The 25,903-nt window shown below is 60.1% G+C and carries 21 protein-coding genes and 1 pseudogene; 14 read left to right on the forward strand and 8 right to left on the reverse strand.

Going from position 1 to position 25,903, the window contains the following annotated elements; translation table 11 throughout:
• Window positions 1–4: 4 nt before the first annotated feature.
• The 6 genes and pseudogenes from ACEN8Q_RS24325 to gcvH form a co-directional block, all read left to right on the forward strand.
• A pseudogene (locus ACEN8Q_RS24325) lies at window positions 5–115 on the forward strand (tetrameric acyl-CoA thioesterase); the annotation flags it as partial.
• A gap of 9 nt (window positions 116–124) precedes the next feature.
• Entirely contained in the window at window positions 125–1,342 is a 1,218-nt protein-coding gene (locus ACEN8Q_RS24330; RefSeq protein ID WP_413705517.1) for a 2-octaprenyl-3-methyl-6-methoxy-1,4-benzoquinol hydroxylase, read from the forward strand.
• Window positions 1,343–1,562: 220 nt separating this feature from the next.
• The gene (locus ACEN8Q_RS24335; RefSeq protein WP_413426506.1) at window positions 1,563–2,567 is read left to right on the forward strand and encodes an extracellular solute-binding protein; all 1,005 of its coding nucleotides are present in this window, start codon (window positions 1,563–1,565) and stop codon (window positions 2,565–2,567) included.
• Between the two features lie 204 nt (window positions 2,568–2,771).
• On the forward strand, window positions 2,772–4,388 hold the full coding sequence (locus ACEN8Q_RS24340; RefSeq protein ID WP_413426508.1) for an ABC transporter permease: 1,617 nt from the start codon (window positions 2,772–2,774) through the stop codon (window positions 4,386–4,388).
• A 156-nt stretch (window positions 4,389–4,544) separates the two neighbouring features.
• The gene (gcvT, locus tag ACEN8Q_RS24345) at window positions 4,545–5,627 is read left to right on the forward strand and encodes a glycine cleavage system aminomethyltransferase GcvT (protein WP_413426510.1); all 1,083 of its coding nucleotides are present in this window, start codon (window positions 4,545–4,547) and stop codon (window positions 5,625–5,627) included.
• Between the two features lie 49 nt (window positions 5,628–5,676).
• Window positions 5,677–6,060, forward strand: coding sequence for a glycine cleavage system protein GcvH (gcvH, locus tag ACEN8Q_RS24350; protein ID WP_413426512.1), 384 nt, complete (start codon window positions 5,677–5,679; stop codon window positions 6,058–6,060).
• Between the two features lie 46 nt (window positions 6,061–6,106).
• On the opposite strand, the gene ACEN8Q_RS24355 is transcribed toward gcvH, so the two are convergent.
• Complete coding sequence (locus ACEN8Q_RS24355) at window positions 6,107–7,246, reverse strand: DegT/DnrJ/EryC1/StrS family aminotransferase (protein ID WP_413426514.1); 1,140 nt, start codon at window positions 7,244–7,246, stop codon at window positions 6,107–6,109.
• Window positions 7,247–7,400: 154 nt separating this feature from the next.
• On the opposite strand from ACEN8Q_RS24355, the gene gcvP reads away from it, so the two are divergent.
• Window positions 7,401–10,274, forward strand: coding sequence for an aminomethyl-transferring glycine dehydrogenase (gene gcvP / locus ACEN8Q_RS24360; protein ID WP_413703831.1), 2,874 nt, complete (start codon window positions 7,401–7,403; stop codon window positions 10,272–10,274).
• 205 nt (window positions 10,275–10,479) lie between these two features.
• On the opposite strand, the gene ACEN8Q_RS24365 is transcribed toward gcvP, so the two are convergent.
• From ACEN8Q_RS24365 to ACEN8Q_RS24385, 5 genes are all read right to left on the reverse strand, one after another.
• Window positions 10,480–10,797, reverse strand: coding sequence for a DUF2388 domain-containing protein (locus ACEN8Q_RS24365; protein WP_085716288.1), 318 nt, complete (start codon window positions 10,795–10,797; stop codon window positions 10,480–10,482).
• Between the two features lie 68 nt (window positions 10,798–10,865).
• Window positions 10,866–11,315 carry an NfeD family protein gene (locus tag ACEN8Q_RS24370; protein WP_111282872.1) on the reverse strand — a complete coding sequence of 150 codons (450 nt, stop codon included), beginning with the start codon at window positions 11,313–11,315 and terminating at the stop codon, window positions 10,866–10,868.
• 8 nt (window positions 11,316–11,323) lie between these two features.
• Window positions 11,324–12,244 carry an SPFH domain-containing protein gene (locus ACEN8Q_RS24375; protein WP_413426519.1) on the reverse strand — a complete coding sequence of 307 codons (921 nt, stop codon included), beginning with the start codon at window positions 12,242–12,244 and terminating at the stop codon, window positions 11,324–11,326.
• An 83-nt stretch (window positions 12,245–12,327) separates the two neighbouring features.
• Window positions 12,328–14,112 carry a GspE/PulE family protein gene (locus ACEN8Q_RS24380; RefSeq protein ID WP_413426521.1) on the reverse strand — a complete coding sequence of 595 codons (1,785 nt, stop codon included), beginning with the start codon at window positions 14,110–14,112 and terminating at the stop codon, window positions 12,328–12,330.
• Between the two features lie 90 nt (window positions 14,113–14,202).
• The gene (locus ACEN8Q_RS24385) at window positions 14,203–14,541 is read right to left on the reverse strand and encodes a hypothetical protein (protein ID WP_413426523.1); all 339 of its coding nucleotides are present in this window, start codon (window positions 14,539–14,541) and stop codon (window positions 14,203–14,205) included.
• Window positions 14,542–14,667: 126 nt separating this feature from the next.
• On the opposite strand from ACEN8Q_RS24385, the gene ACEN8Q_RS24390 reads away from it, so the two are divergent.
• Window positions 14,668–15,138: an Lrp/AsnC family transcriptional regulator gene (locus tag ACEN8Q_RS24390; protein ID WP_413426525.1), complete on the forward strand. Its 471-nt coding sequence runs from the start codon at window positions 14,668–14,670 to the stop codon at window positions 15,136–15,138.
• A gap of 51 nt (window positions 15,139–15,189) precedes the next feature.
• Here the strand turns inward: ACEN8Q_RS24390 and ACEN8Q_RS24395 are convergent, their stop codons facing one another.
• Entirely contained in the window at window positions 15,190–16,557 is a 1,368-nt protein-coding gene (locus ACEN8Q_RS24395) for an inorganic triphosphatase (protein ID WP_413421931.1), read from the reverse strand.
• A gap of 157 nt (window positions 16,558–16,714) precedes the next feature.
• On the opposite strand from ACEN8Q_RS24395, the gene argE reads away from it, so the two are divergent.
• Both argE and argA read left to right on the forward strand, forming a co-directional pair.
• A complete protein-coding gene (gene argE / locus ACEN8Q_RS24400; RefSeq protein WP_413421929.1) occupies window positions 16,715–17,863 on the forward strand; it encodes an acetylornithine deacetylase in 1,149 nt (382 codons plus the stop codon).
• Window positions 17,864–18,108: 245 nt separating this feature from the next.
• Window positions 18,109–19,407, forward strand: coding sequence for an amino-acid N-acetyltransferase (gene argA / locus ACEN8Q_RS24405; protein ID WP_413421927.1), 1,299 nt, complete (start codon window positions 18,109–18,111; stop codon window positions 19,405–19,407).
• A 128-nt stretch (window positions 19,408–19,535) separates the two neighbouring features.
• Here the strand turns inward: argA and tauA are convergent, their stop codons facing one another.
• Entirely contained in the window at window positions 19,536–20,525 is a 990-nt protein-coding gene (gene tauA / locus ACEN8Q_RS24410; RefSeq protein WP_413421925.1) for a taurine ABC transporter substrate-binding protein, read from the reverse strand.
• A 364-nt stretch (window positions 20,526–20,889) separates the two neighbouring features.
• Here tauA and ACEN8Q_RS24415 point away from each other — a divergent pair, with 364 nt between their 5' ends.
• The 4 genes from ACEN8Q_RS24415 (at window position 20,890) to ssuE (ending at window position 25,842) form a co-directional block, all read left to right on the forward strand.
• On the forward strand, window positions 20,890–22,230 hold the full coding sequence (locus ACEN8Q_RS24415) for an OprD family outer membrane porin (protein WP_413421923.1): 1,341 nt from the start codon (window positions 20,890–20,892) through the stop codon (window positions 22,228–22,230).
• Window positions 22,231–22,640: 410 nt separating this feature from the next.
• A complete protein-coding gene (locus ACEN8Q_RS24420; RefSeq protein WP_413421921.1) occupies window positions 22,641–23,984 on the forward strand; it encodes an OprD family porin in 1,344 nt (447 codons plus the stop codon).
• Window positions 23,985–24,275: 291 nt separating this feature from the next.
• Window positions 24,276–24,914: a peroxiredoxin gene (locus ACEN8Q_RS24425; protein WP_413703832.1), complete on the forward strand. Its 639-nt coding sequence runs from the start codon at window positions 24,276–24,278 to the stop codon at window positions 24,912–24,914.
• A 334-nt stretch (window positions 24,915–25,248) separates the two neighbouring features.
• Window positions 25,249–25,842, forward strand: coding sequence for an NADPH-dependent FMN reductase (gene ssuE / locus ACEN8Q_RS24430; RefSeq protein ID WP_413703833.1), 594 nt, complete (start codon window positions 25,249–25,251; stop codon window positions 25,840–25,842).
• Window positions 25,843–25,903: the final 61 nt, after the last annotated feature.

Consider the following 25,903-nt stretch of genomic DNA (forward strand, 5'->3'; position numbering starts at 1 on the left):
ATAAAAATACCTGGCGCAATTGCAGGTCGACATTCATGACGGCGCCGGCCACCTGGTGGCGCGGGTCGGGAAAACCCTTTACGTGCGGCTCAAGCCGCAAGAGAGACAGGCTTAAAGCATGGAAATGCGTGCAGATCTGCTGATTGTCGGGGCCGGAATGGTCGGCAGCGCCCTGGCGCTGGCGTTGCAGGACAGCGGGCTGGAAGTCCTGCTGCTGGACGGCAGCCCCATGAGTGTCAAACCCTTCAACACTCAGGCCGCGTTTGAACCGCGGGTGAGCGCCTTGTCGGCCGCCAGCCAGCGGATTCTCGAACGCCTTGGCGTCTGGGATGGCATTGCCGGGCGGCGCAGCAGCCCCTACACCGACATGCAGGTCTGGGATGGCAGCGGCACCGGGCAAATCCACTTCTCGGCGGCCAGTGTGCATGCCGAAGTGTTGGGGCATATCGTCGAGAACCGCGTGGTCCAGGATGCCTTGCTTGACCGCCTGCACGACTGCGACCTGGGGTTGCTGGCCAATGCACGGCTGGAACAGATGCGCCGCTCCGGCGATGACTGGCTGTTGACCCTGGCCGATGGCCGCACGTTGCGCGCACCGCTGGTGATCGCAGCGGACGGCGCCAACTCGGCGGTGCGGCGCCTGACCGGGGTCGCGACCCGCGAATGGGATTATCTGCACCATGCCATCGTCACCAGCGTGCGTTGCGCCAAACCGCATCAGATGACGGCCTGGCAGCGCTTCACCGACACCGGTCCGCTGGCGTTTCTGCCCCTTGAGCGCGACGGCCAACAGGATTGGTGTTCGATCGTCTGGTCGACCACACCAGGCGAGGCCGAACGTCTGATGGCGATGGATGAACAAGGCTTCTGCAAGGCGCTGGAGCGGGCCTTTGAAGGTCGGCTCGGCGATGTACTGAGCACCGACCCGCGCCTGTGCGTGCCCCTGCGTCAGCGGCATGCCAAGCGTTATGTGGCTGAAGGCCTGGCGTTGATCGGCGATGCGGCCCACACCATTCACCCATTGGCCGGGCAAGGTGTGAATCTCGGATTTCTCGATGCCGCCGTGCTGGCCGAAGTGTTGCTGCAAGCGGCAAACCGTGGCGAACGCCTGGCGGATGTGAAAGTCCTCAGCCGTTACGAGCGTCGGCGCATGCCTCACAACCTGGCGCTGATGGCGGCGATGGAAGGCTTCGAGCGCTTGTTCCAGGCCGATCCGTTGCCGGTGCGCTGGTTGCGCAATACCGGGTTGAAAATGGTTGAGAAAATGCCGGAAGCCAAGGCCTTGTTCGTGCGTGAAGCGCTGGGGCTGACCGGGGATTTGCCGGCGTTGGCCAAGCCCTGAGGTTTGCGTTGAGCCTACTGGCCCCTTCGCGGGCAAGCCCGCTCCTACAGGGATTGCGCTGTACCTGTGGGAGCGGGCTTGCCCGCGAAGGCGTCAGCACAAGCACCACAACTTCCAAGCAGCGCAACATCTGGTAACTCCTCCGCAAGCGGGTTCGATTGAGAAGCTAAATGTGAGTCCTTATCATTTGGCCTCATTTCTCAATCGAGGGACCGCTCCCATGTTGGCACCGAAGCGTCTACTGACTGCACTGGCCTTGACCCTGATCGGTAGCACCGCCGCCCAGGCCGCTGACGAGGTGGTGGTCTACTCCTCGCGAATCGACGAGCTGATCAAGCCGGTATTCGATGCCTACACCGCCAAGACCGGTGTGAAGGTGAAGTTCATCACCGACAAGGAAGCGCCACTGATGCAGCGGCTCAAGGCCGAGGGCGCGAATACGCCGGCCGACCTGCTGCTCACCGTTGATGCCGGCAACCTCTGGCAAGCCGAGCAGATGGGCATCCTCCAGCCGTTCACCTCGAAAACCATCGACGCCAACATTCCGCTGCAATACCGGGCAGCCTCCCACGCCTGGACCGGCCTGAGCCTGCGGGCGCGGACCATTGCCTACTCAACCGATCGGGTGAAGCCGGGTGAATTGACCACCTACGAAGCGCTGGCCGACAAGCAATGGGAAGGCCGCCTGTGCCTGCGCACGGCGAAGAAGGTCTATAACCAGTCCCTGACCGCGACCATGATCGAAGTGCACGGTGCCGGGAAGACCGAGGAAATCCTCAAGGGCTGGGTCAAGAACCTGTCCACTGACGTGTTCTCCGACGACACCGCCGTGCTGGAAGCGATCAATGCCGGCCAGTGCGACGTCGGTATCGTCAACACCTACTACTACGGCCGCCTGCACAAGCAGAAGCCAGACCTGCCGGTGAAGCTGTTCTGGCCGAACCAGGCTGATCGTGGCGTACACGTGAACCTGTCGGGTATCGGCCTGACACAACACGCGCCGCACCCGGAAGCGGCCAAGGCCCTGGTGGAGTGGATGACTACGCCTGAAGCGCAGAAAATCTTTGCCGACGTGAACCAGGAATTCCCGGCGAACCCTGCCGTTCATCCATCCGAAGAAGTGGCGGCCTGGGGCAAGTTCATTGCAGATACCTTGCCGGTGGAAATTGCCGGCAAGCGCCAGGCTGAAGCGATTCGCATGATGGACAAGGCTGGCTGGAACTGAGTCAGCCGTTATGCTGCGCCCCGCCTATGCGGGGCGTTTGTTTTTGCGCTACGCGCCTCTGACGCTGTAGGAGCGAGCTTGCTCGCGATGAACGTCAACGATAACGCGGGGGGGCTGATGGTCCGCGGTGCCCTGACGCTCATCGCGAGCGAGCTCGCTCCTACAGTGTCGATCTCATCCATCAGATAGTAGAGAACCAAGCCTGTGGCCCACCCCGCCCAACGCCGCTGGTATCCAGTCGTCTTCGCCATCGCTGCGCTGGTCCTTTTGCCCCTGAGCGTCCTGCTGCTTTCCTGGCAAACCATTGACGTTCAAATCTGGTCCCACCTGTGGGACACACAGATGCCACGCCTGCTGGGCAACACGCTGACGCTGGTGCTCGGTGTCGGTGCGGGTGTCACCTTGCTGGGCGTCAGCCTCGCCTGGCTGACCAGCCTCTGTGAATTCCCCGGCAGGCGCTGGCTGGACTGGGCATTGATGCTGCCCTTTGCGATTCCAGCCTATGTGCTCGCGTTCGTGTTTGTCGGCCTGCTGGATTTCGCCGGCCCTGTGCAAACCCTGCTGCGCGAGTGGTTCGGCAGTGGTCTGCGGCTGCCGCGCGTGCGCTCCACGGGCGGTGTGATTGTGGTGCTGGTGCTGGTTTTCTATCCCTATGTATACCTGCTGGCCCGCACGGCTTTCCTCGCCCAGGGCAAAGGCCTGATGGAAGCGGCACGGGTCCTTGGCCAATCGCCCTGGCACGCGTTCTGGCGGGTGGCACTGCCCATGGCGCGGCCGGCCATCGGTGCGGGAGTGGCATTGGCGCTGATGGAAACCCTGGCGGATTTCGGCGCGGTGTCGGTGTTCAACTTCGATACCTTCACCACGGCCATCTACAAGACCTGGTACGGTTTTTTCAGCCTGTCTTCCGCCGCGCAACTGGCCAGCCTGTTGCTGCTGGTGGTGATGCTCGTGCTGTACGGCGAACGGCGTGCTCGCGGGGCCAACCGGGCGAGCAACGAGCGACCACGGGTCAAGGCGCTGTATCACCTGCGAGGCGTCAAGGCGCTGGCAGCCATGACATGGTGCGGGCTGGTATTTGCCTGCGCCTTTGTCATTCCAATGCTGCAACTGATGGTGTGGTTCTGGCAGCGTGGGCGTTTCGATCTCGATGAGCGCTACGCCGGGTTGATCGTCCATACCTTGTACCTGGGGGCGATGGCGGCGTTGATCACCGTCAGCGTCGCCTTGTTACTGGCGTTTGCCCGACGACTGGCGCCCACCCGGGTCATTCGCTCCGGGATCAGTCTGGCCAACCTGGGTTATGCCTTGCCGGGTTCGGTGCTGGCGGTGTCGATCATGCTGGCGTTCAGTTACCTCGATCGCGAGCTGGTGATCCCGCTCTCGAGCTGGCTCGGTGGCGCGGGCAAGCCGCTGCTGCTGGGCAGTCTGTCAGCGTTGTTGCTGGCCTATCTGGTGCGCTTCATTGCGGTGGCCTATGGGCCACTGGAAAGCAGCCTGGCGCGTATACGGCCATCTTTGCCCGAAGCGGCACGTAGCCTTGGCGTCAGTGGACCACGACTGTTTTTCAAAGTGTATCTACCATTGTTGTTGCCCGGCACCTTGAGCGCTGGGCTGCTGGTGTTCGTCGACGTGCTCAAGGAAATGCCCGCGACCCTGCTGATGCGCCCGTTTGGCTGGGACACGCTGGCGGTGCGGATCTTTGAAATGACCAGTGAAGGAGAGTGGGCGAGGGCATCTTTGCCAGCGTTGACACTGGTGCTGGTCGGCCTGTTACCGGTCATCGGATTGATCCGGCGCTCAGCACATCGAAACAGCTAGGTGTCAGTCCTACACCTTGCGGCTACAATGCGCGGCATTCGGTGCGGTCCGTCTGACAGACCAGGTAGCTGAAATCGGCTAAAGGCCCTTTGTTTCAAGGCATTCAGTCCGTGCAGCACTTGCCCGCACCTTCGCCACGCCCGGAAGGAGAAACCCATGGGACAGCGTACGCCTCTGTATGACCTTCATCTCGCATTCGGCGCGAAGATGGTCGATTTTGGCGGTTGGGACATGCCTCTGCATTATGGATCGCAGGTCGAGGAACACCATCAGGTGCGCCGCGATTGCGGTGTCTTCGATGTATCCCACATGACCGTAATCGACGTCGGCGGTCCCCAGGCCAAAGCCTGGCTCCGGCATTTGCTGGCCAATGATGTCGAGCGCCTGCACAGCCCCGGCCGTGCGTTGTACAGCACCATGCTCAACGAGCAGGGCGGCATCGTCGACGACATGATCGTCTATCGTCTCGATGAGGGTTATCGCCTGGTGGTCAATGCCTCCACCCGCGATCAGGACATGGCCTGGATGCAAGCGCATCTCGACGGTTTCGACGTGCAACTTCGCGAACGTTCCGAGTTGGCGATGCTGGCCATTCAGGGCCCCCACGCCCGGCAAAAAATTGCCGAGCTGGTCAGCCAGTCCCGCGGCAACCTGATCCAGCTCCTCAAGCCCTTCGAAGGCCTGTCCGATGGTGACTGGTTCATCGCGCGCACCGGTTATACCGGCGAAGACGGCCTGGAAATCATTCTGCCGGCCGATCAGACGCCAGGATTTTTCAACGATCTGGTCGGCGCCGGGATTTCTCCCATCGGCCTTGGCGCACGGGATACCTTGCGGGTCGAAGCCGGCATGAACCTTTACGGTCAGGACATCCAGCAGGACATTTCACCGTTGGCCTCCAATATGGCCTGGACCATTGCCTGGGAACCTGCCACCCGGCAGTTCATCGGGCGCAAGGCGCTGGAAGCGGAGCAGGCTGCCGGTGTACAGCAAAAACTGGTCGGTCTGGTCCTTGAGGAGCGAGGTGTTTTGCGCGCTCATCAGGTGGTCCGCATCGCCGATGTTGGCGAAGGGGAGATCACCAGTGGTAGTTTCTCTCCTACGCTTAGCAAGTCGATTGCACTGGCGCGCGTGCCGATGGCAACTGCCGACCGTGCTGAAGTGGAAATCCGTGGCAAGTGGTACCCGGTACGAGTGGTCAAACCGACCTTCGTCCGTCACGGCAAAACCTTGATCTAACCTATTCCGGCGGGCACGACCGCTGACCTATTTCCTGAGGACACAGAACATGAGCAATATCCCCGCCGACCTGCGTTTTGCCGAAAGTCACGAATGGGCACGTCTGGAAGCCGATGGCACCGTCACCGTGGGCATCAGCGATCACGCGCAGGAAGCGCTGGGTGATGTGGTGTTCGTTGAGTTGACCGAAGTCGGCAACGTGTTTGCCGCTGAAGATCAGGCCGGTGTCGTTGAGTCGGTCAAGGCCGCTTCCGACATCTACTCCCCGATTGCCGGCGAAGTGATCGCGGTCAACGAAGCGCTGAGTGGTGAGCCTGAACTGCTCAACTCCGATCCGTACGGTGCCTGGATCTTCAAGCTCAAGCCAAACAACGCTGCAGACCTGGAAAAACTGCTGGATGCCGCCGGCTACAAGGCTGCCATCGGCGAGTAATGCTCGCCCCTGCAGGAGCCGGCAAGCCGGCTCCTGCAGGGGTTGTTCAAGGTTTCAGTACCGCTTTCACGGCCGCCACCGAACGCTCGACATCCGCTTTGCTCATCGCCGTGAACATCGGCAACGAGACAATCAACCGACCGACCCGCTCGGCGACCGGGAACATGCCTTCCTTGAATCCGCGCTCGCGGTAAAGGCTCAACAGGTGAATCGGCGGGTAGTGATAGCCGATCCCGACACCCAATGCCTGCATCTGCTCCATGAACATCGCCCGCGCCGGTTTGCCATCCGTACGCTCCGGCAGTACCAGTTGGAACAAATGCCAGTTGCTGTGGGTGAAATCCGCTGGCGGCAGTTGCGCTCCGTACTGCGCTTCGAAATCCTCGCCAAAGCAGGCGAAATAGTGTCGGGCCAGGTCACGGCGATGCGCGGTGATCGCTTCGATATGGGCAAACTGCCCCAGGCCAATGGCTGCGGCGACGTCGGTCATGTTGAACTTGCCACCCAGCACATCGACGTCCAGGCCATCGAAACCATTGCGGGTAACGCCCTGCAGCCGGTATTTCTCTGCCAGTCGCACTTCTTCGGCCGTATTCAACACCAGGCAACCGCCCTCGGAGGAGGTGACGTTTTTGTTCGCCTGGAAACTGAAGGACACGAAATCACCGGTCGAGCCAATGCGCTGGCCGTTCCAGCTGGAGCCCAATGCCTGGGCCGCATCTTCGACGATCCGCAGACCGTGCTTTTTCGCCAGGGCGTACAACCGCGTCATGTCCACGGGCAGCCCGGCGAGATACACCGGGATGATGGCCTTGGTGCGGGGGGTAATTGCCGCTTCCAGTTGATCCAGATCGATATTGCGGGTCACCGGGTCGATGTCGGCAAACACCGGGGTGGCGCCGACTTCCAGGATGACGTTGGCAGTGGCTACCCAGGAAATCGGCGTGGTAATCACTTCATCGCCCGGCCCGACCCCGGCAATACGCAAAGCGATTTCCATGGTGCAGGTGCCGGAATTGAAGGTGCGCACCGGGCGCCCGCCAAAATACTCCGAGAGTTGCGCTTCGAAGGCCTGGACCTTGGGGCCGCTGGTGATCCAGCCCGAGCGCAATACGTCGCCGACAGCGGCAATCGTGGTTTCATCGATGGTGGGTTTGGAAAACGGCAGGAACGGCAGTTGGCTCATGAATACAGTCACCCGATCAGCGGACATTAGGTAGGCGCCGCACATGATGATCCGGATTGGATCGCCGCGCTACGTCATCCACGCGGATATCGACTGCTATGCTGGTTTGACCGTGTTGCATCGACGCTGAGCGCCAGTCAAGAGAGAGCCCGTCATGTCCCAGTTGCCGTCCCTGAGCCAGTTACACGACCCCAATGCCTTTCTGCGCCGCCACCTCGGCCCCGATGCCGTCGAGCAACAGGCGATGCTCGACAGTCTCGGCCTGGGCAGCCGGGTCGAATTGATCGAGCAAACCGTGCCGCCGGGCATCCGCCTCAACCGGGCGCTGGACCTGCCGCCGGCGCTCGATGAAGAGGCCGCGCTGGCCAAACTTCGCGGTTATGCCGAACAGAACCAGGTCTGGACCAGCCTGATCGGCATGGGCTACCACGGCACCCTCACACCGGCCGTCATTTTGCGTAACGTGCTGGAAAATCCCGGCTGGTACACCGCGTACACACCCTATCAGCCGGAGATCGCCCAAGGGCGGCTCGAAGCGCTGCTGAACTTCCAGCAATTGACCATCGACTTGACCGGTCTTGAGCTAGCCAACGCCTCGCTGCTTGATGAGGCCACTGCCGCGGCGGAAGCCATGGCCCTGGCCAAGCGGGTCGCCAAGTCCAAAAGCAACCTGTTCTTTGTCGATGAAAACTGTCACCCACAAACCGTTTCCGTGGTGCAGACCCGCGCTGAAGGCTTCGGCTTCGAGCTGATCGTCGACACTGTGGATAACTTGAAGCAGCACCAGGTGTTCGGCGCGCTGCTGCAGTACCCTGACACCCACGGCGAGATCCACGATCTGCGGCCGCTGGTTGATTACCTGCACGCGCAGCAGGCCCTGGCCTGTGTCGCCACTGATTTGCTGAGCCTGTTGTTGTTGACTCCGCCGGGTGAACTGGGCGCCGATGTGGTGTTCGGCTCGTCCCAGCGATTTGGCGTGCCCATGGGCTACGGTGGGCCCCATGCGGCATTTTTTGCCAGCCGCGATGAATACAAGCGAGCGATTCCCGGGCGGATCATCGGTGTTTCGAAAGATGCGCGGGGCAACACCGCCCTGCGCATGGCCCTGCAAACCCGCGAGCAACACATCCGCCGGGAGAAGGCCAACTCCAACATCTGCACGGCTCAGGTGCTGCTGGCCAATATCGCCAGTTTTTATGCGGTCTACCACGGCCCGGAAGGGCTCAAGCGGATCGCACAGCGGGTTCATCGGCTGACCTGCATCCTTGCCGCCGGGCTTGAGCGCAACGGTGTTACCCGGGTCAACCGGCACTTCTTCGACACCCTGACGCTGGAGGTGGGAGGAACCCAGACCGCCATCATCGAAAGTGCCCGGGCCGCGCAGATCAACCTGCGCATTCTCGGGCGCGGCCAACTGGGCTTGAGCCTCGACGAGACCTGCGACGAAGGCACCGTGGCGAAGCTGTTCGACGTGTTTCTGGGAGCCGATCACGGGCTCAGCATCGAGGACCTGGATGCCGAAGTCTTGCCTGGCGGAATTCCCGACGGGTTGGCGCGTACTTCACCTTATCTGCGCCACCCCGTGTTCAGCACCCATCACAGCGAAACCGAGATGCTGCGTTACCTCAAGCAACTGGAAAACAAGGACCTGGCACTCAATCAATCGATGATCCCGCTGGGCTCCTGCACCATGAAGCTGAACGCCACCAGCGAGATGATCCCGATCACCTGGCCCCAGTTCGCCAACCTGCATCCGTTCGTGCCGAAAGAGCAGGCTACCGGGTATGGGTTGATGATCGAAGAGCTGGAGCGCTGGCTGTGCGCGATCACCGGTTTCGATGCGATCTGCATGCAGCCCAATTCCGGTGCCCAAGGCGAATACGCCGGGCTGCTGGCGATCCGCAAATACCATGAGAGCCGTCATCAGGGCGGCCGCGATATTTGCCTGATTCCTTCGTCGGCCCACGGCACCAATCCCGCGTCGGCGCAAATGGCCGGGATGCGCGTGGTGATCGTCGAGTGTGACGAGGCGGGCAACGTCGACCTGGATGACCTCAAGGAAAAAGCCGCGCAGGCCGCAGACAAACTCGCCTGCCTGATGGCGACCTATCCTTCGACCCATGGCGTGTATGAGGAAGGCATCAGCGAAATCTGTGAAGTGATCCACCAGCACGGCGGTCAGGTGTACATGGATGGCGCCAACCTCAACGCGCAGGTCGGGCTGGCGCGGCCGGCCGATATTGGCGCCGATGTCTCGCACATGAACCTGCACAAGACTTTCTGCATTCCCCATGGTGGCGGTGGGCCGGGCATGGGGCCGATTGGCGTTCGGGCGCATCTGGCACCGTTCGTGGCCAACCATCCGGTGGTGCCGATCGAAGGGCCGCACCCGCAAAATGGTGCCGTCAGCGCAGCGCCCTGGGGCAGCGCAAGCATTTTGCCGATCAGCTGGATGTACATCGCCATGATGGGGCCGCAATTGGCGGACGCCAGCGAAGTGGCGATCCTCGCCGCGAATTACCTGGCGCGGCATTTGTCGGGCGCGTTCCCGGTGCTGTACACCGGGCGCAACGAACGAGTAGCTCACGAATGCATCCTCGACCTGCGACCGCTCAAGGCATTGACCGGTATCACCGAGGAGGACGTGGCCAAGCGCCTGATGGATTACGGCTTCCATGCCCCGACCATGTCATTTCCGGTGCCCGGGACGCTGATGGTCGAACCGACCGAAAGTGAATCGAAGGCGGAGCTGGACCGGTTTATCGGAGCAATGTTGAGCATTCGCGCGGAAATCAACGAGGTGCAAAATGGCAACTGGCCGGCTGAAGAAAACCCGTTGAAAGGTGCGCCGCACACGTTGGCCGACATCACCGGAGTGTGGGAACGGCCATACAGCATCGAGCAAGCGGTCACGCCGGACGAGCACACCAAGGCTCACAAATACTGGCCGGTGGTGAACCGGGTGGACAACGTGTATGGGGACCGGAACCTGTTTTGTGCGTGTGTGCCGGTGGATGATTACCGCTGACCTCCCAGGCAACACATGTCCCCTGTAGGAGCGAGCTTGCTCGCGATGGACTCAAGAGCGCTGCGTTTAGTCAGTAAACACGCGGCATCGTTAACGACCATCGCGAGCAAGCTCGCTCCTACAGGGGTATCAGTGAACATGAGACAGGTGTAGGCAGGGCAAAAAAATGCCGCTCATGTGAGCGGCATTTTTATGCGGGTATTACTTATTCCGAAGCCACGGCATTCTTCGCCAGGATCGCGTTCGCCAGTTCCATGTCCGTGGCTTGCAGGCCCGGGTTGGCTGCGCGGACTTTCTGTATGGCCGATTCCAGGTACGGGCCGCGGATACCGCCGTCGCTGGCGACGAAGCTGCTGGCGTCGTCCTGTGCCGCGACGATCAGCTTGTTATCCCTGGACGTCAGATAGCTCGAACCGGTGGTTGCGCCGGATGTAAGAACGTTACGCCAAAAAGTATCGGCCATCGCCGAGCCGACAGGCAGGGACAACAGGGCGACGGTAGCGACAGCAAGCTTGAAACGCATGAAAGGGTGACTCCACTGGGTTAACTACGCCCTTGGATTGCCAACCCTCAATCGAGTTCCATGGTCACTTATTCCGCCGCTTCGACCAGCAGGACTGCGCCTTGCTGGCCGACCACCCGCACGCGGCTGCCAATGGCAGTGTCCGGCCCGCGGGCCATCCACACGCCGTCGGCCACCTTGATTTTGCCGCGACCGTCGACAATCGCTTCATGCACCACAAAGGTTTTGCCGATCAGTTCCTGGCCACGCAGATTCAGGTGCGGCTGATCGCTCGGACGCGTCGCCGTGCGTTGACGCCGCCACCAGTACAACGCGGTGGCGATCGACAGCAGGCCGAACAACAGAAACTGCCATTCCCAGGACAGGCCCGGCAGGAGGAAGGTCAAGACGCCCACGGCGGCCGCCGCCATGCCGATCCACAACAGGTAGCCGCCAGCGCCGAAGACTTCAAGAATCAACAGCACCGTGCCCAGCGCCAACCAGTCCCAGAACGAAAGGTGCTGCAAAAATGCCCACATGGTGCGCCTCAGGCTTTCTTGTTATCGAAAGTGGCCTTGACGATTTCGCCAATGCCGCCCACCGCACCGATCATCGAACTGGCCTCCAGCGGCATCAGGATCACTTTGCTGTTGTTGGCCGAAGACAATTTGCCCAGCGCATCGATGTACTTCTGCGCCACGAAGTAATTGACCGCTTGCACGTTGCCGCTGGCGATGGCCTCGGACACCACTTTGGTGGCCTGGGCTTCTGCCTGGGCTTGTCGTTCGCGGGCTTCGGCCTCCAGGAAGGCGGCTTGCCGGCTGCCTTCGGCTTCGAGGATCTGTGCCTGCTTCTTGCCTTCGGCGGTCAGGATCGCTGCTGCACGCAGGCCTTCGGCTTCCAGAATTTGTGCACGCTTGATTCGTTCGGCTTTCATCTGTCCCGACATTGCCGCCATCAGGTCGGCGGGCGGGCTGATGTCCTTGATTTCGATCCGGGTGATCTTGATGCCCCACGGCGCGGTTGCTTCATCGACGGTGCGCAGCAGTTTTTCGTTAATGGCGTCACGCTGGCTGAGCATGGCGTCGAGTTCCATCGAGCCGAGCACCGTACGGATGTTGGTTTGCAGCAGGTTGCGGATGGCGTGCTCGAGGTTGTTGACCTCGTAGGCGGCCTGGGCCGAGTTGACCACCTGGAAGAAACACACGGCGTCGATCTGCACCGTGGCGTTGTCGGCGGTGATGACTTCCTGCGGCGGAATATCCAGCACGCTTTCCATCACGTTCATCTTGCGACCGATGCGGTCCATGACCGGAACGATGACGTTCAGCCCCGGCTTGAGCGTGTTGGTGTAGCGCCCGAAACGCTCGACGGTCCATTCAAAGCCCTGGGGCACGACCTTGAAGCCCATGAGCAGAATGGCGACCACCAGGCCGATAAAAAGCAAAAGCACACTACCGATCTGCATAACGATTCCTTGTTGATGTGTGGATCTGTGGAGTTGCACTCGCTGGAGTGTAGCGGGGCCCTGCCGGATAAGAGCAGCCGGGCTCAGTTTTGCTCGCTCTGGGGTGTCACTCGCAAAACCTCCTCGATTGTCGTCAATCCGGCGGCCACCTTTTGTGCCCCTGACAACCGCAGGCTGCGCATGCCTTCCTTGAATGCCTGCCGCCGCACGGCCAGCAGATCGGTATCGGGGCTTATCAGCGCTTTGATGCCATCGCTCAGTTGCATGATTTCGTAGACACCGGCGCGCCCGTGATAACCGGTGTCGCGGCATTCCAGGCAACCGACGGCACGCTGGGCATTGCCCGGCAATGGTGCCTGCCAGGGACGGGTCAGGGTTTGCCAGTCGTCTTCGCCCAGCGTCAGCGGCGCCTTGCAGTGCGGGCACAGGGTTCGCACCAGCCGCTGGGCCATGACGCCAAGCACTGTGGCCTTGATCAGGTAGTGCGGCACGCCGAGTTCCAGCAGGCGACTGATGGCACCGGGTGCATCGTTGGTGTGCAGGGTCGACAGCACCAGGTGCCCGGTGAGCGCAGCCTGGATCGCCATCTCCGCGGTTTCGAGGTCGCGGATCTCGCCGATCATGATGATGTCCGGGTCTTGCCGCATCAGCGCGCGCACGCCGGCGGCGAAGGTCAGGTCGATATTGTGCTGGACCTGCATCTGGTTGAACGCCGGCTCGACCATTTCAATCGGGTCTTCGATGGTGCAGAGGTTGACCTGCGGCGTCGCCAGTTTTTTCAGGGTGGTGTAGAGGGTAGTGGTCTTGCCCGAACCCGTCGGCCCGGTGACGAGGATGATGCCGTGGGGCTGGCGGGTCATGTCCAGCCAGCGGCGCAGGTCGTCGACAGAAAACCCGAGCTGGTCGAAGTCCTTGAGCAGGACTTCCGGGTCGAAGATCCGCATGACCATTTTTTCGCCGAAGGCTGTAGGCAGTGTCGACAGGCGCAGTTCGACTTCGCCCCCGTCCGGGGTCTTGGTTTTCACCCGGCCGTCCTGGGGTTTGCGCTTTTCCGCGACGTTCATGCGCCCCAGGGTTTTCAGGCGACTGACGATGGCCATGGTGACCTGGGGCGGGAATTGATAGACGTTGTGCAGCACGCCGTCGATGCGAAAGCGCACCGTGCCTTGCTCGCGCCGGGGTTCGATGTGGATGTCGCTGGCGCGTTGCTGGAACGCGTACTGGAACAGCCAGTCGACGATATTGACGATGTGTGCGTCGTTGGCGTCCGGCTCCTGGTCGCTGGCGCCGAGGTTGAGCAACTGTTCGAAATTGCCGAGGGTACTGACTTGCGGGTCGGCGCTGTTCGCCCCGGTGACCGATTTGGCCAGGCGGAAGAATTCGACGCTCAAGCGCTGGATCTCCACCGGGTTGGCCACCACGCGCTTGATCGGCAATTTGAGCACGTGGGTCAGGTCAGCCTCCCAGCCGCTGACATAAGGCTGGGCGCTGGCCACGGTCACCGCATCACGGTCGATCGCTACCGCGAGGATCTTGTGGCGCTGGGCAAAGGCATAGGACATCAGCGGAGTCACGGCCGCGACGTTGATTTTCAATGGATCGATGCGCAGGTAAGGCTGGCCGGCCTGCCGGGACAGCCACAGGGTCAGGCTTTCGAGGTCCAGCGGTTTGCCGGGACGGCTGAGGTCGTCCAGCTGTTGGCTGGCGATGAACTCCAGCGGATGCATCTGGCCATGGGTGGCGTTGCGGCGGCGGGCATTGAGTGCGTGTTCGGCCGAATCCTGGCTGATAAAGCCCTGGGCGACCAGTTCGCGCAGCACATCATTGAGATCCAGCCAGCGGTCCTGAAGGGCGATTTGTACGGACATGCGGGCTCCTTTTGAACGACAGTCCGCAAAGGATAGCCGTGGCCCGACTGACCGCTGGGCCACTACCCGACAAAGCCGTTTCGGAGTTTTTCAGCCCGCCGCTTGAACCGCCTCGGCCCATGCGCAATCAGCTTCTTGCAGCTCCACCGAGCAGACGCTGATCAGGTTGCGAAGTTTTTCCGCAATCACTTGCGCACGGTGCCAGCTCAAACCGTCGATGACGATCTCGATGGCCAGCCAGTCGTCCTGGCGCTGCACGTTGACCTGCTCCGGCGTGAGCAATTGCAAGGCGAACAGGTTGAGGGCGCGACACAGCAGGTCGGGTTCTGCCTCGGCCAGCATTTGATAGCGAACACGGCAATGGGCGTTGCTGACGTTCCAGACATCGGCACGGGCAGGCGGGGTGTTCACGGCTTCGAGATACGGCATGGTCAGGCTCCAGAATTACTGGAGAAATGTTTACATCCTGTGCCGGGTATTTCTTCTCTATGATTGGCAACATTGTAGAAATTTAGAATCAATCAATTCACTTATTGACCAACAAAGGGTTTTTTTATGCAAAGCGAGCTGGATGGCTATGACCGCAAGATCCTCGCCTTGCTGCAAGAGGATGCTTCGCTTTCCAGCGCGCAGATCGCCGAGCAGGTGGGGCTCTCGCAATCGCCGTGCTGGCGGCGGATTCAGCGGATGAAAGAGGAGGGCATCATTCGCGGCCAGGTGACCTTGCTCGACCGCAAGAAAATCGGCCTGAACACACAGATCTTCGCCGAGGTGAAACTCAATGCCCACGGGCGTTCGAACTTCACCGAATTCACCGAGGCGATTCGCGGCTTTCCGGAAGTGCTGGAGTGCTACGTGTTGATGGGGGCGGTGGACTTCCTGCTGCGGATTGTCACGGCGGACATCGAGGCGTATGAGCGCTTCTTCTTTGAGAAGCTGTCGATGGTACCGGGGATTCAGGAGGTCAATTCGATCGTGGCGTTGTCGGAGATCAAGTCGACCACCAGTTTGCCGGTGTTGCGCTGATGATGCTTGAGGGAGCTTGTGGCGAGGGGGCAAGCCCCTCGCCACAAGGTATTACAGACGCAACAGCATTTTCCAGGCGCGGTTCTGATACACCGCAATCGCCTGCTGCTTGCGCGCATCCAGGACTTCGTCGGTGATCGATTCGTTGGCCAGTTGTGCCAGCTTGTTCAGCTCACCGTACAGTCGATCCATTTCCGGGATCTCCAGCACGCTACGCGCATGGTGCAGCCAGACCTGGATGCGTTCGATGCGCGGCAGTTGCTCGGCCAGGTCTTCTGGCTGTTGCTGGTAGCGCTGCAATTGCAGCGAGTTGGCTTCTTCGCCCAGCAGGCGCGGCAACCAGCTGCCCAGTTGCGCAGCGCCCTGGCGATTGCCACGGGTGTTGCGATCGGCGGCCCAGGTGCGGGCCAGCAACCAGCGCGAGGTGGTCAGGGAGAACAGGCCCCAGCGCGGGTCTTCGAGTTCTTCGAGGAACTGCTCGGGTGCGGCCTTGCGCACGTCTTCATCGTCCAGGCCGGCCTGGACCAGCGGGCGCCAGTCCTCCAGCAAGGCATCGAGCGCGATTCGCAGATCGTGGGTCGACTGACGCGGAGCGGCCTGGCCCAGGCTGCTGATCAGCGCGCGCATTTCCGCGAGGTTTTCGACCCAGTCCTGCAGCAGGCGCCAGTGACCGTTGAAGCGATACTGCTCGGCCAGACGCTGGCTGCTGCCCAGCAAATGCCAGCTCAGTGCGGCGAACGCGTCGTCCAGCGGCGTTTCGGCGCTGATCTGCGGTGCCGGCAGGCTCAACGAATAACTGTGGGCGTCGTACAGACGATAACCGCGCTCGGCCTTGCTGATGTCGCATGGCATCAGGGCCAGTTTCTCGGCCAGTTCGGCGGCCAGTTCCAGCAACGCGGCCGGCTCGCCTTCGCGCAGTTCCAGCTCTAGCTCGCAGATTTCTTCTTTCTGCTTGCCAACCACGACGTGACCCAGGTCCAGTGCGGCTTCGATGACCACTTTGGTCTTGCCGCGGCCCCAGGCGATTTCCGCGCGTTCGCGGACGAAGTCGGTGGTGAAGATCGGCTTCAGGGTTTTCTTGTCCAGTTCAGCCAGTTCCTCGGGCCAGCATTCGCCGTCGAGTTTCTTCAGGTCGAGCTTGGCTTTGGGCAGGTTCCAGTCGTACTCGTTACGTACCGACAGACCGGCGACGCTCTGGCCGCGGGTCTTGAGGGTCTGGATCACTTCGTCGCCATCCTTGCGCAGACGCAGGGCGACCTTGGCCTGGGCCAGGTCACGCTCGGGCGTGTCGAAGTACTGGTTCATCAACTCACGGCGTTCCCAGCCACTTTTGTTGCGTTTTTTCAGTAACGGGTGCTCGCGCAGGGCGGCGAGGGTTTCGCGGCTGACGCGGAGTTTGATTTCGGTTTCTTTCTGCATGGCCGGAAAATCCAGGATCGGGAGCGCAGCCGGGGGAATGTGTGGCTGCCAAGGTCGTGCAGTGTACAGGACTCAAGGTTAGTACGCGCCGCGACGGTTTATTCCTGTCATCGGTTGGCTCTATGATGGACTTCAATTCGGGAGCCGGGAGTCAGCGATGCCATTGCCGTCGATGAAAGAACAATTCGCTGCGCTGATTGCTGCACCGTCCGTCAGTTGCACCCAACCCAGTCTCGATCAGACCAACCGCCCGGTCATCGATCTGCTGGCGACGTGGCTCGGTGAGCTGGGTTTTACCTGTGAGATCCAGCAGGTCAGCCCCGGCAAGTTCAACCTGCTGGCCAGTTTCGGTTCCGGTCCCGGCGGCCTGGTGCTGGCCGGGCACAGCGACACCGTGCCGTTCGACGCTGCGCTGTGGCAAACCGACCCGTTGAAGCTGACTGAAGTCGACGGTCGCTGGATCGGTCTGGGCAGTTGCGACATGAAGGGCTTTTTTGCCCTGGCGATCGAGGCGGTCATACCGCTGCTCGATCAGCCGTTCAAACAGCCGTTGCTGATTCTCGCCACCTGTGATGAAGAAAGCTCGATGTCCGGCGCTCGCGCGCTGGCCGAAGCGGGGCGACCGCTGGGGCGGGCGGCGGTGATCGGCGAACCGACCGGGCTCAAGCCGATCCGCATGCACAAAGGCATCATGATGGAGCGCATCGACATCCTCGGTCAGAGCGGTCATTCCTCCGACCCGCGCCTGGGCCACAGCGCCCTGGAAGCCATGCACGATGCCATCGGTGAACTGCGTGGCCTGCGCTTGTTATGGCAGCGCGAATTCCGCAATCCACAGTTTGGCGTGCCGACGCCCACGATGAATTTCGGCTGCATCCATGGCGGCGACAACCCCAACCGCATCTGCGGCCAGTGTTCGCTGGAATTCGATCTGCGGCCGCTGCCCGGCATGGACCCCAAGGTCCTGCGCGCCGAGATCCTGCAGAAGCTCAAGCCGGTTGCCGAGCGGCATCAGGTCAAGATCGATTACGCGCCGTTGTTCCCCGAAGTGCCGCCCTTCGAGCAGGCCGAGGACGCCGAGTTGGTGCGCCTTGCCGAAAAGCTCACCGGCCACAGCGCCGAAGCAGTGGCGTTCGGCACCGAAGCACCTTATCTTCAGCGCCTTGGCTGTGAAACGCTGGTGCTTGGCCCGGGTGATATCGCCTGCGCCCACCAGCCGGGGGAATACCTCGAAATGTCACGTTTGCAGCCTACGGTGCATCTACTACGACAGTTGATTGAGCATTACTGCCTAACCCCTCTGTAGGAGCGAGCTTGCTCGCGATGGATGTTAACGATGACGAGTATTGCCTGAATGAACGTGGCGACCTCAAATTCATCGCGAGCAAGCTCGCTCCTACAAGGTTTCGCGGTTAAATTGCCGGTACCCAAACCCGTATTCATGAGGAGAGCGCGCGTGTCGCCAAGCCTGTTCCGACGATAACCATCAGCCCGCTGTGCGTTTTCAGTTTCGCCCTTTTTTCGGCTGCTATTTATTACAGGCCCAGGTTCATGCCCGAATACGTCAATTGGCTTCGTCACGCTTCGCCTTACATCAACGCCCACCGCGATTGCACCTTTGTCGTCATGCTGCCCGGCGACGGCGTTGAACACCCGAACTTCGGCAATATCGTCCACGACCTGGTGCTGTTGCACAGCCTGGGTGTGCGTCTGGTGCTGGTTCACGGCTCCCGGCCGCAAATCGAAGCGCGCCTCGCCGCCCGTGGCCTGACCCCGCATTACCACCACGGCATGCGCATCACCGATGCCGCGACCCTGGAGTGCGTGATCGATGCGGTTGGCCAGTTGCGCATCGCCATCGAGGCTCGCCTGTCGATGGACATGGCTTCGTCGCCGATGCAGGGCTCGCGCCTGCGGGTGGCCAGCGGCAACCTGGTGACGGCACGGCCGATCGGTGTGCTTGAGGGCGTCGACTATCACCACACCGGCGAAGTGCGCCGGGTCGACCGCAAGGGCATCAACCGTCTGCTGGACGAGCGCTCCATCGTCCTGCTGTCGCCGCTGGGCTATTCGCCCACCGGGGAGATTTTCAACCTCGCCTGCGAAGACGTCGCCACCCGCGCGGCCATCGACCTGGGCGCGGACAAGCTGCTGCTGTTCGGCGCCGACCTGGGCCTGATCGACGAGCACGGGCGCCTGGTGCGCGAACTGCGTCCACAGCAAGTGCCGGCGCATCTGCAGCGGCTGGGCAGCAACTATCAGGCGGAATTGCTGGACGCCGCTGCCGAAGCTTGCCGTGGCGGCGTGGCCCGCAGCCATATCGTCAGTTACGCCGAGGACGGTGCACTGTTGACCGAACTGTTCACCCGTGACGGTGGCGGTACGCTGGTGGCCCAGGAGCAGTTCGAAGTGGTGCGCGAAGCGGCCATTGAAGACGTCGGTGGTTTGCTGGACTTGATCAGTCCGCTGGAAGAGCAGGGCATCCTGGTGCGCCGTTCCCGTGAGGTGCTCGAGCGCGAGATCGAACAATTCAGTGTGGTTGAACGCGAAGGTATGATCATCGCCTGTGCGGCGCTGTACCAGATCGCCGACTCGGACGCGGGTGAACTGGCCTGCCTGGCGGTGAATCCGGAATACCGCCATGGCGGTCGCGGCGATGAGTTGCTGGAGCGTATCGAAGCCCGTGCACGGGCGCAGGGGTTGAAAACCTTGTTCGTCCTGACCACCCGCACCGCGCACTGGTTCCGCGAACGTGGTTTCGAACCGAGCAGCGTCGACCGACTGCCGTCGGCGCGGGCATCGCTGTACAACTATCAGCGTAATTCGAAGATCTTCGAAAAAGCCCTTTGATCAGGATGCAGTCCCTGTAGGAGCGAGCTCGCTCGCGATGGACTCAAGAGCGCTGCGTTTAGTCAGTAAACACGCGGCATCGTTAACGACCATCGCGAGCGAGCTCGCTCCTACAGAGGTCGGTGGTGTTACTGGGTGACAAACTTCGCACTGACATACGGCGAATAATCTGGCAGCACCGTTTCAACCTTCCCTTGTTCCTTCAAGAATTTCGCCGTCTCGCCAATGGCTTTGGCCGTGCCGCCGTCCAGCAGCGCGGTGCTCTGTTGCGCCTTGGCATCCGGGAAGGCGGAACCGGCCAATAGCTCCGGTACATCGGCGGCGTTGGCACCGGTCAGTTTGGCGATTTTCTGGACGGGCACCGAATCAACGGTCCATTGGTCCTTGTGGGCGGCATAGTCGGCGAACGAATCCAGGGTGACCCTGGCGAACTTGGCCACGACCTCCGGATGTTTTTCGGCGTAATCCTTGCGCGCCACCCAGACCTCAAAGGTTGGTGCGCCCCATTGGCCTACCTGCGCAGCGTCGGTCAATGTCTTGCCAGTCTTGCGGATTTCCCCCAGGGCGGGCGACCAGACAAATGCGCCATCAATATCGCCTCGTTTCCAGGCTGCCGCGATTTCCGCCGGCTGCAGGTTCACCACTTTGACTTTCGAGCCGTCCAGGCCCCAGTGCTTCAGCGCACCGAGCAGGCTGTAGTGGGAGGTTGAAACGAAAGGCGTGGCGATGGTCTTTCCGATTAGATCTTGTGGTTTTTCGATGCCGCTGCCGTTGCGTACCACCAGCGCTTCGGCGGCATTGATCTGGGCCGAGACGATGAACGCGACAATCGGCAGGTTGCGCGAGGCGGCAGCGGCCAGCGGACTGGAGCCGAGATTGCCGATTTGCACATCGCCCGAGGCAATCGCCGTGACCACTTCCGGACCGCTGTTGAAGCGCCGCCAGTCGATGGGCTGGCCGATGGTTTTTTCATAAAGGCCATCGGCCTGGGGGACTTTGCTGGGGTCGATTCCGGTTTGATAGCCGACGGTGAGGTTCGCCGCCTGCGCCGTGAAAGAGAATGCCAGCGATACACAAACTGTAACAATTGATCCGGATAGTGCGCGTTTGGTCGTCATGGGATCGCCTTTCGGTAAAGGATTTGTTTCCGATTTATGGCGGAAACTAATCGATCTAAAAAAGCGAATATAAATACCGTTTAGTAATTAGCTTATGAGCAGAACCGTCTATTCTGGGGTAATCGTGCAGTGGGGAGCTAAATTCCTAAACGGTATTAGAAAAGAATCGAGTAATTCTTTTCAGGTTCATGACGAAATCATGACCCTGCAGGGACCAAAAAATCGGGGATTAGACTATGGTCGTAGACACATATGGTTACGATTGACTTATGGGTCACGGTCTGGCGCTAATCGCGCATCTTAGGATTTCGGGCGTCGACCCGAGACCAGGAATACAAGAATTAGAATCGAGAGGAGCTACACAATGAACAAGTCCAACTTGGCTTTGGCCGTGGCCATAGGGGTTTTGGCGCAGCAGGCAGGCGCCGCAGGTTTCCTGGAAGACAGCAAGGCTTCCATCAGCTCGCGCACCATGTATTACGACGCCGATATGCGTGAAGGTGCGAGTACTCCTGCCAACCGTCAGCGAGAAACCGCTGAGGGTCTGAAGTTCGATTACCTGTCCGGTTTCACCCAGGGTACCGTAGGTTTTGGTATCGACGCCCAGGCTCTGGTGGGTATCCATCTGGATGGCGGCAAGGGGCATCACCCGACCGGTAACGCCAACTCGTTCTTCCCTAGCGATGGCAATGAGGCGGCCGACGAGTGGAGCCGTCTGGATGGCAACGTCAAGGCGCGCTTCTCGAAAACCGAAGCCCACCTGGGCGGCGCTCTGGCACCTAACCTGCCGATCCTGATCGCGAACGACAGCCGTTTGCTGCCGCAAACCTTTGACGGTGGCACCATCACCTCCAAAGAAATCGACAACGTGACCTTCAACTTTGGTCAGCTGGAGCACGCGTCGGGTCGCGCCTCCTCGAACTCCACTGGCCTGTCTGTGGCTGGCGCGACTCAGGACAGCAACAAGTTCCTCTACGGCGGTGCTGACTGGAAGGTCACCAAAGACCTTTTGCTGCAGTACTACTATGCGAACCTGGAAGACTTCTACAAGCAGAACTTCCTCGGCCTGGTGCACGTCTACCCGATCGCGGCCAATCAGTCGTTCAAGACCGATATCCGTTATTTCGATAGCAGCTCCGACGGCAAGAACGGCGATCCGGGCTTCCGTTTCAACAACAACAACGGTTTCGCCAAGACCCCGGGCGAGGTCGATAACAAGACCTGGAGCGCCATGTTCACCTATACCCTGGGTGGCAACGCGTTCCTGATCGGGCATCAGCGTGTCAACGATGACGGCGGCTTTGTATTCCTGAACCAGGGCAGCCTTGTCGATGACAAAGGTCGTCAAGAAGGTGCCGGCGGCTCCAGCTTCTACTCGTTTACCGATGCCACGGTCGGCAGCTTTATCCGTGCCGGTGAAAACACCACGTTCGGTCAGTACTCCTATGACTTCGCCTCACTGGGCGTACCAGGCTTGAAAGCTTCGATTGCTTACTTGAATGGCCAGGACATCAAGGCAACCAGCGGTGTGGGTAAAGACCTGAGTGAGCACGAGACTGACGCGCGTATCGATTACGTGATTCAAACGGGCGCACTGAAAGGGTTTGGTACGACTCTGCGTCACGGTACCTACCGTGGCAACACCAGCACCCTTGATCAAGACCAGACCCGTCTGATCTTCAACTACACCTACAGCTTCATGTAATAGCCACAAGAAAAAGCCCCGTCGCTTGGCGGGGTTTTTTTTGCATCGGGTTTTATATTCCAAAAACAAAGATGCTATTTCTTTTTTATTCTTTTTAGTTTTTTAATTCAAGCACTAAAGTGCGTCCTCCGACACTCATCCCTGAGCTCGGATTTGGCAATTTCGTCCCTCGACAATTGATCAGGTTCAGGAATCGGCCTCGCCGCCGATACCTCGGTTCTGCCGTGGGAAGTCATATTCCATAGCGATATTAAAAAGATTCAATAAATTCTTTTTGGCTTTAATGCCATGTATCCTGCGGCCCGCCAAACGACCGGCTCAGACGGTTTGCCGCGAAATTATGCATTCAGGATCCCGGGCAATCGATTCGGGACCAGGAACATCAGAATTAGAAACGAGAGGAGCGAAACATGAACAAGTCCACCCTGGCCATGGCTGTGGCCGTCGGGGTATTGGCCCAGCAGGCAAACGCCGCGGGTTTTATCGAAGACAGCAAGGCAACATTGGGGCTGCGTAACTTCTACATCAACACTGACAACCGTGACGGTGCCGGTGCCAACAAAAACGAAGAATGGGGCCAGGGCTTCGATCTGCGTTTCATCTCCGGCTATACCCAGGGCACCGTCGGCTTCGGTATCGATGCGATCGGCCTGCTGGGCGTCAAGCTGGATTCGGGCGGCGGCACCAACGGCGCCACGGCGACCTCTTACGGCGGCACGGTTTTCCCGAGCAAATCCAACGGCGAGGCGGTAGATAATTTCTCCAGCCTGGGCCTGACCGCCAAAGCCAAGATTTCCCAGACCGAACTGAAACTGGGCACCCTGCAGCCGAAAAACCCGGTAATCGTGACCAACGATGGTCGCCTGCTGCCGCAAACCTGGCAGGGTGGCCAGATCACGTCCGGCGACATCAAGGATCTGACGCTGGTCGGTGGCCAGATCGAAGCCGTCAAAGGCCGTAACTCCAGCAACAATGAGCAGATGTCGATTTCGGGCGCGAACACTCGCGGCACCAAATTCCGCGACAGCAACAAGTTCATCTATGCCGGTGGCGACTACAAGATCACCAAGGACCTGACTGCCCAGTACTACTACGGCAACCTGGAAGAGTTCTACAAGCAACACTTCCTGGGTCTGGTTCACAACTGGGCTATCGGCCCTGGCGTGTTGAAGTCGGACTTCCGTTACTTCAACAGCTCCGACGACGGTGCCAACGGTCACGACCCTCTGTTCTTCACCACTGGCAACTACAGCGGTGCAGCCAACGGTAAAGGCAAGGTCGACAACAACCTGTACAGCGGTCTGTTCCTGTACAGCGTTGCCGGTCACACCTTCGGTGGCGGATACCAGGTCAGCAATGGCAGCAGCGACTTCCCTTGGCTTAACCAGGGCGACGGTTCGTCGAACTACACCATCACCGACTCGCAAATCCAGAAGTTCGGCCGTGCCGGCGAGAAAACCTGGCAAGCACGCTACTCGTTCGACTTCGCCAAGGTCGGCGTACCGGGCCTGACCGCGGGTCTGGTGTACCTGCACGGCGACGATATCGATACCGTCAACGCCAAGGGTGGCGAGGCGGCCAATGGTGCTTCCGAGTGGGAGCGCGATCTGAGCGTGGCTTACGTCGTTCAGGAAGGTCCGCTGAAGAACCTGGGTCTGACGTGGAAAAACGCTACCTGGCGCACCGACCTGCCGAACACCCGTTCGCAGGACGAAAACCGCCTGATTGTCAGCTACTCGATCCCGCTGTTGTAATAGCGCTCGCGTAACCGAGACAAAAAAGCCCCGCCCGGTATTGCACCGGGCGGGGCTTTTACATTTTCAAGACGGGTTCACCCCCGTAATCCCGCCTTGAAGTTCCCTTTTTGCAGCAACTCAAGGCCTTCTCGAACCTTGTGGCCGATGTTCGGCGGGTTGTGCGTGTACGTCCAGTGAACAGATCTTTAATATTTCTTTATGATCTAAATAAATCGATATTTATTCTTTTTAATAGATAAAAAACACAGGCACAGTTGAACCCATCAAGCACTCACAAGGAGCAGCACCATGGGTCTCAGACTTGGCGATATCGCCCCCGATTTCGAACAGAATTCCAGCGCCGGCATCATCCGTTTCCACCAGTGGCTGGGCGATAGCTGGGGCGTGCTGTTTTCCCATCCGGCGGATTTCACGCCAGTGTGCACCACTGAACTGGGCTTCACCGCCAGGCTCAAGGATGAATTCGCGGCGCGCGGCGTCAAGGCTATCGCGCTGTCCGTGGACCCCGTCGAGTCGCACCACAAGTGGATCGAGGACATCAACGAAACCCAGGGCACCGTGGTCAGCTTTCCGATCCTCGATGACGCCGACCGCAAGGTCTCGGACCTCTACGATCTGATCCATCCCAATGCCAACGACACCCTGACCGTACGTTCTCTGTTCGTGATCGATCCGAACAAGAAGGTCCGGCTGACGATTACCTACCCGGCGAGCACCGGCCGCAACTTCAATGAAATCCTGCGGGTGATCGACTCGCTGCAACTCACCGACAACTTCAAGGTGGCCACACCGGCCAACTGGCAGGACGGTGACGAGGTGGTGATCGTGCCGTCGCTCAAGGATGAGGGTGAAATCAAACAGCGCTTTCCCAAGGGGTATCGTGCCGTTAAGCCTTACTTGCGCCTGACGCCGCAGCCTGATCGGTGAGTCATCAATATTTACGGTGAGGCTGATGCCGCCTTCGCGAGCAAGCCCGCTCCCACAGTTGACCGCGTAAGCCCTTGTGGGAGCGGGCTTGCTCGCGAAGGCGGCAGATCAGACTCCACAGGTTTCACAGTTAACAGCATCCACAAAGCAGGGGATTTCAGGCCGTTTCGACGGCCTGTTTTTTTGCCCGGAAGAAGTGAAATTTAATATCTCTTAAAGGCATAACCAAATGAATAAATATGATTTATGGATATATTAATCAGCTGTTAAGGTCACTCCATCGAAGCGAGATCGCAAACCGCGAATCGCCAGCACCGCACAAGGAATCGTCTGAATGTTGGTTGTTTCACTCGGTGGCAGTCCCAGTCAGCGCTCTCGTTCCGGGGTGCTGCTGGATCGCTCCCGGAAATGGTTACAGGAGCAGGGTGTGGAAGTGGTGAGTTACCAGGTGCGGGACTTCCCGGCCGAGGACTTGCTGCACGCACGCTTCGACAGCCCGAAGGTAATCGACCTGCTGCAACAGATTGAAAACGCCGATGGCCTGCTGATCGCCACGCCGGTTTACAAGGCATCGTTTTCCGGAGCCCTGAAAGTCGTGCTGGACCTGCTGCCCGAACGCGCCCTGAGCCACAAGGTTGTTTTGCCCATGGCCACTGGCGGCAGCATCGCCCACATGCTGGTGGTGGATTACGCGCTCAAGCCGGTGCTGTCGGCATTGAAGGCCCAGGAAATGCTGCAGGGGATATTCGCCGTCGACAGCCAGATCGCCTACGGCGAAGGCAGCACCCAGGCGCAATTGGCGCCGGAGCTGGAACAACGTTTACATGAAGCGCTGGAGCAGTTTTCCAGCGCCATGGCGCGACGGCCCAAGCCGCTCGATCCGAACCTGTTGAATGACCGTTTGTTGAGTGCTCGCTGGAGCATTTAAGCCTCACCGAAAATTGAAGTACTGGCCTTACTCGCCCGCCAACGGGCAAGCAGGTGCAGCC

The organism is Pseudomonas sp. Pseusp16, from assembly GCF_047324915.1.
Taxonomy (GTDB): domain Bacteria; phylum Pseudomonadota; class Gammaproteobacteria; order Pseudomonadales; family Pseudomonadaceae; genus Aquipseudomonas; species Aquipseudomonas fluorescens_CD.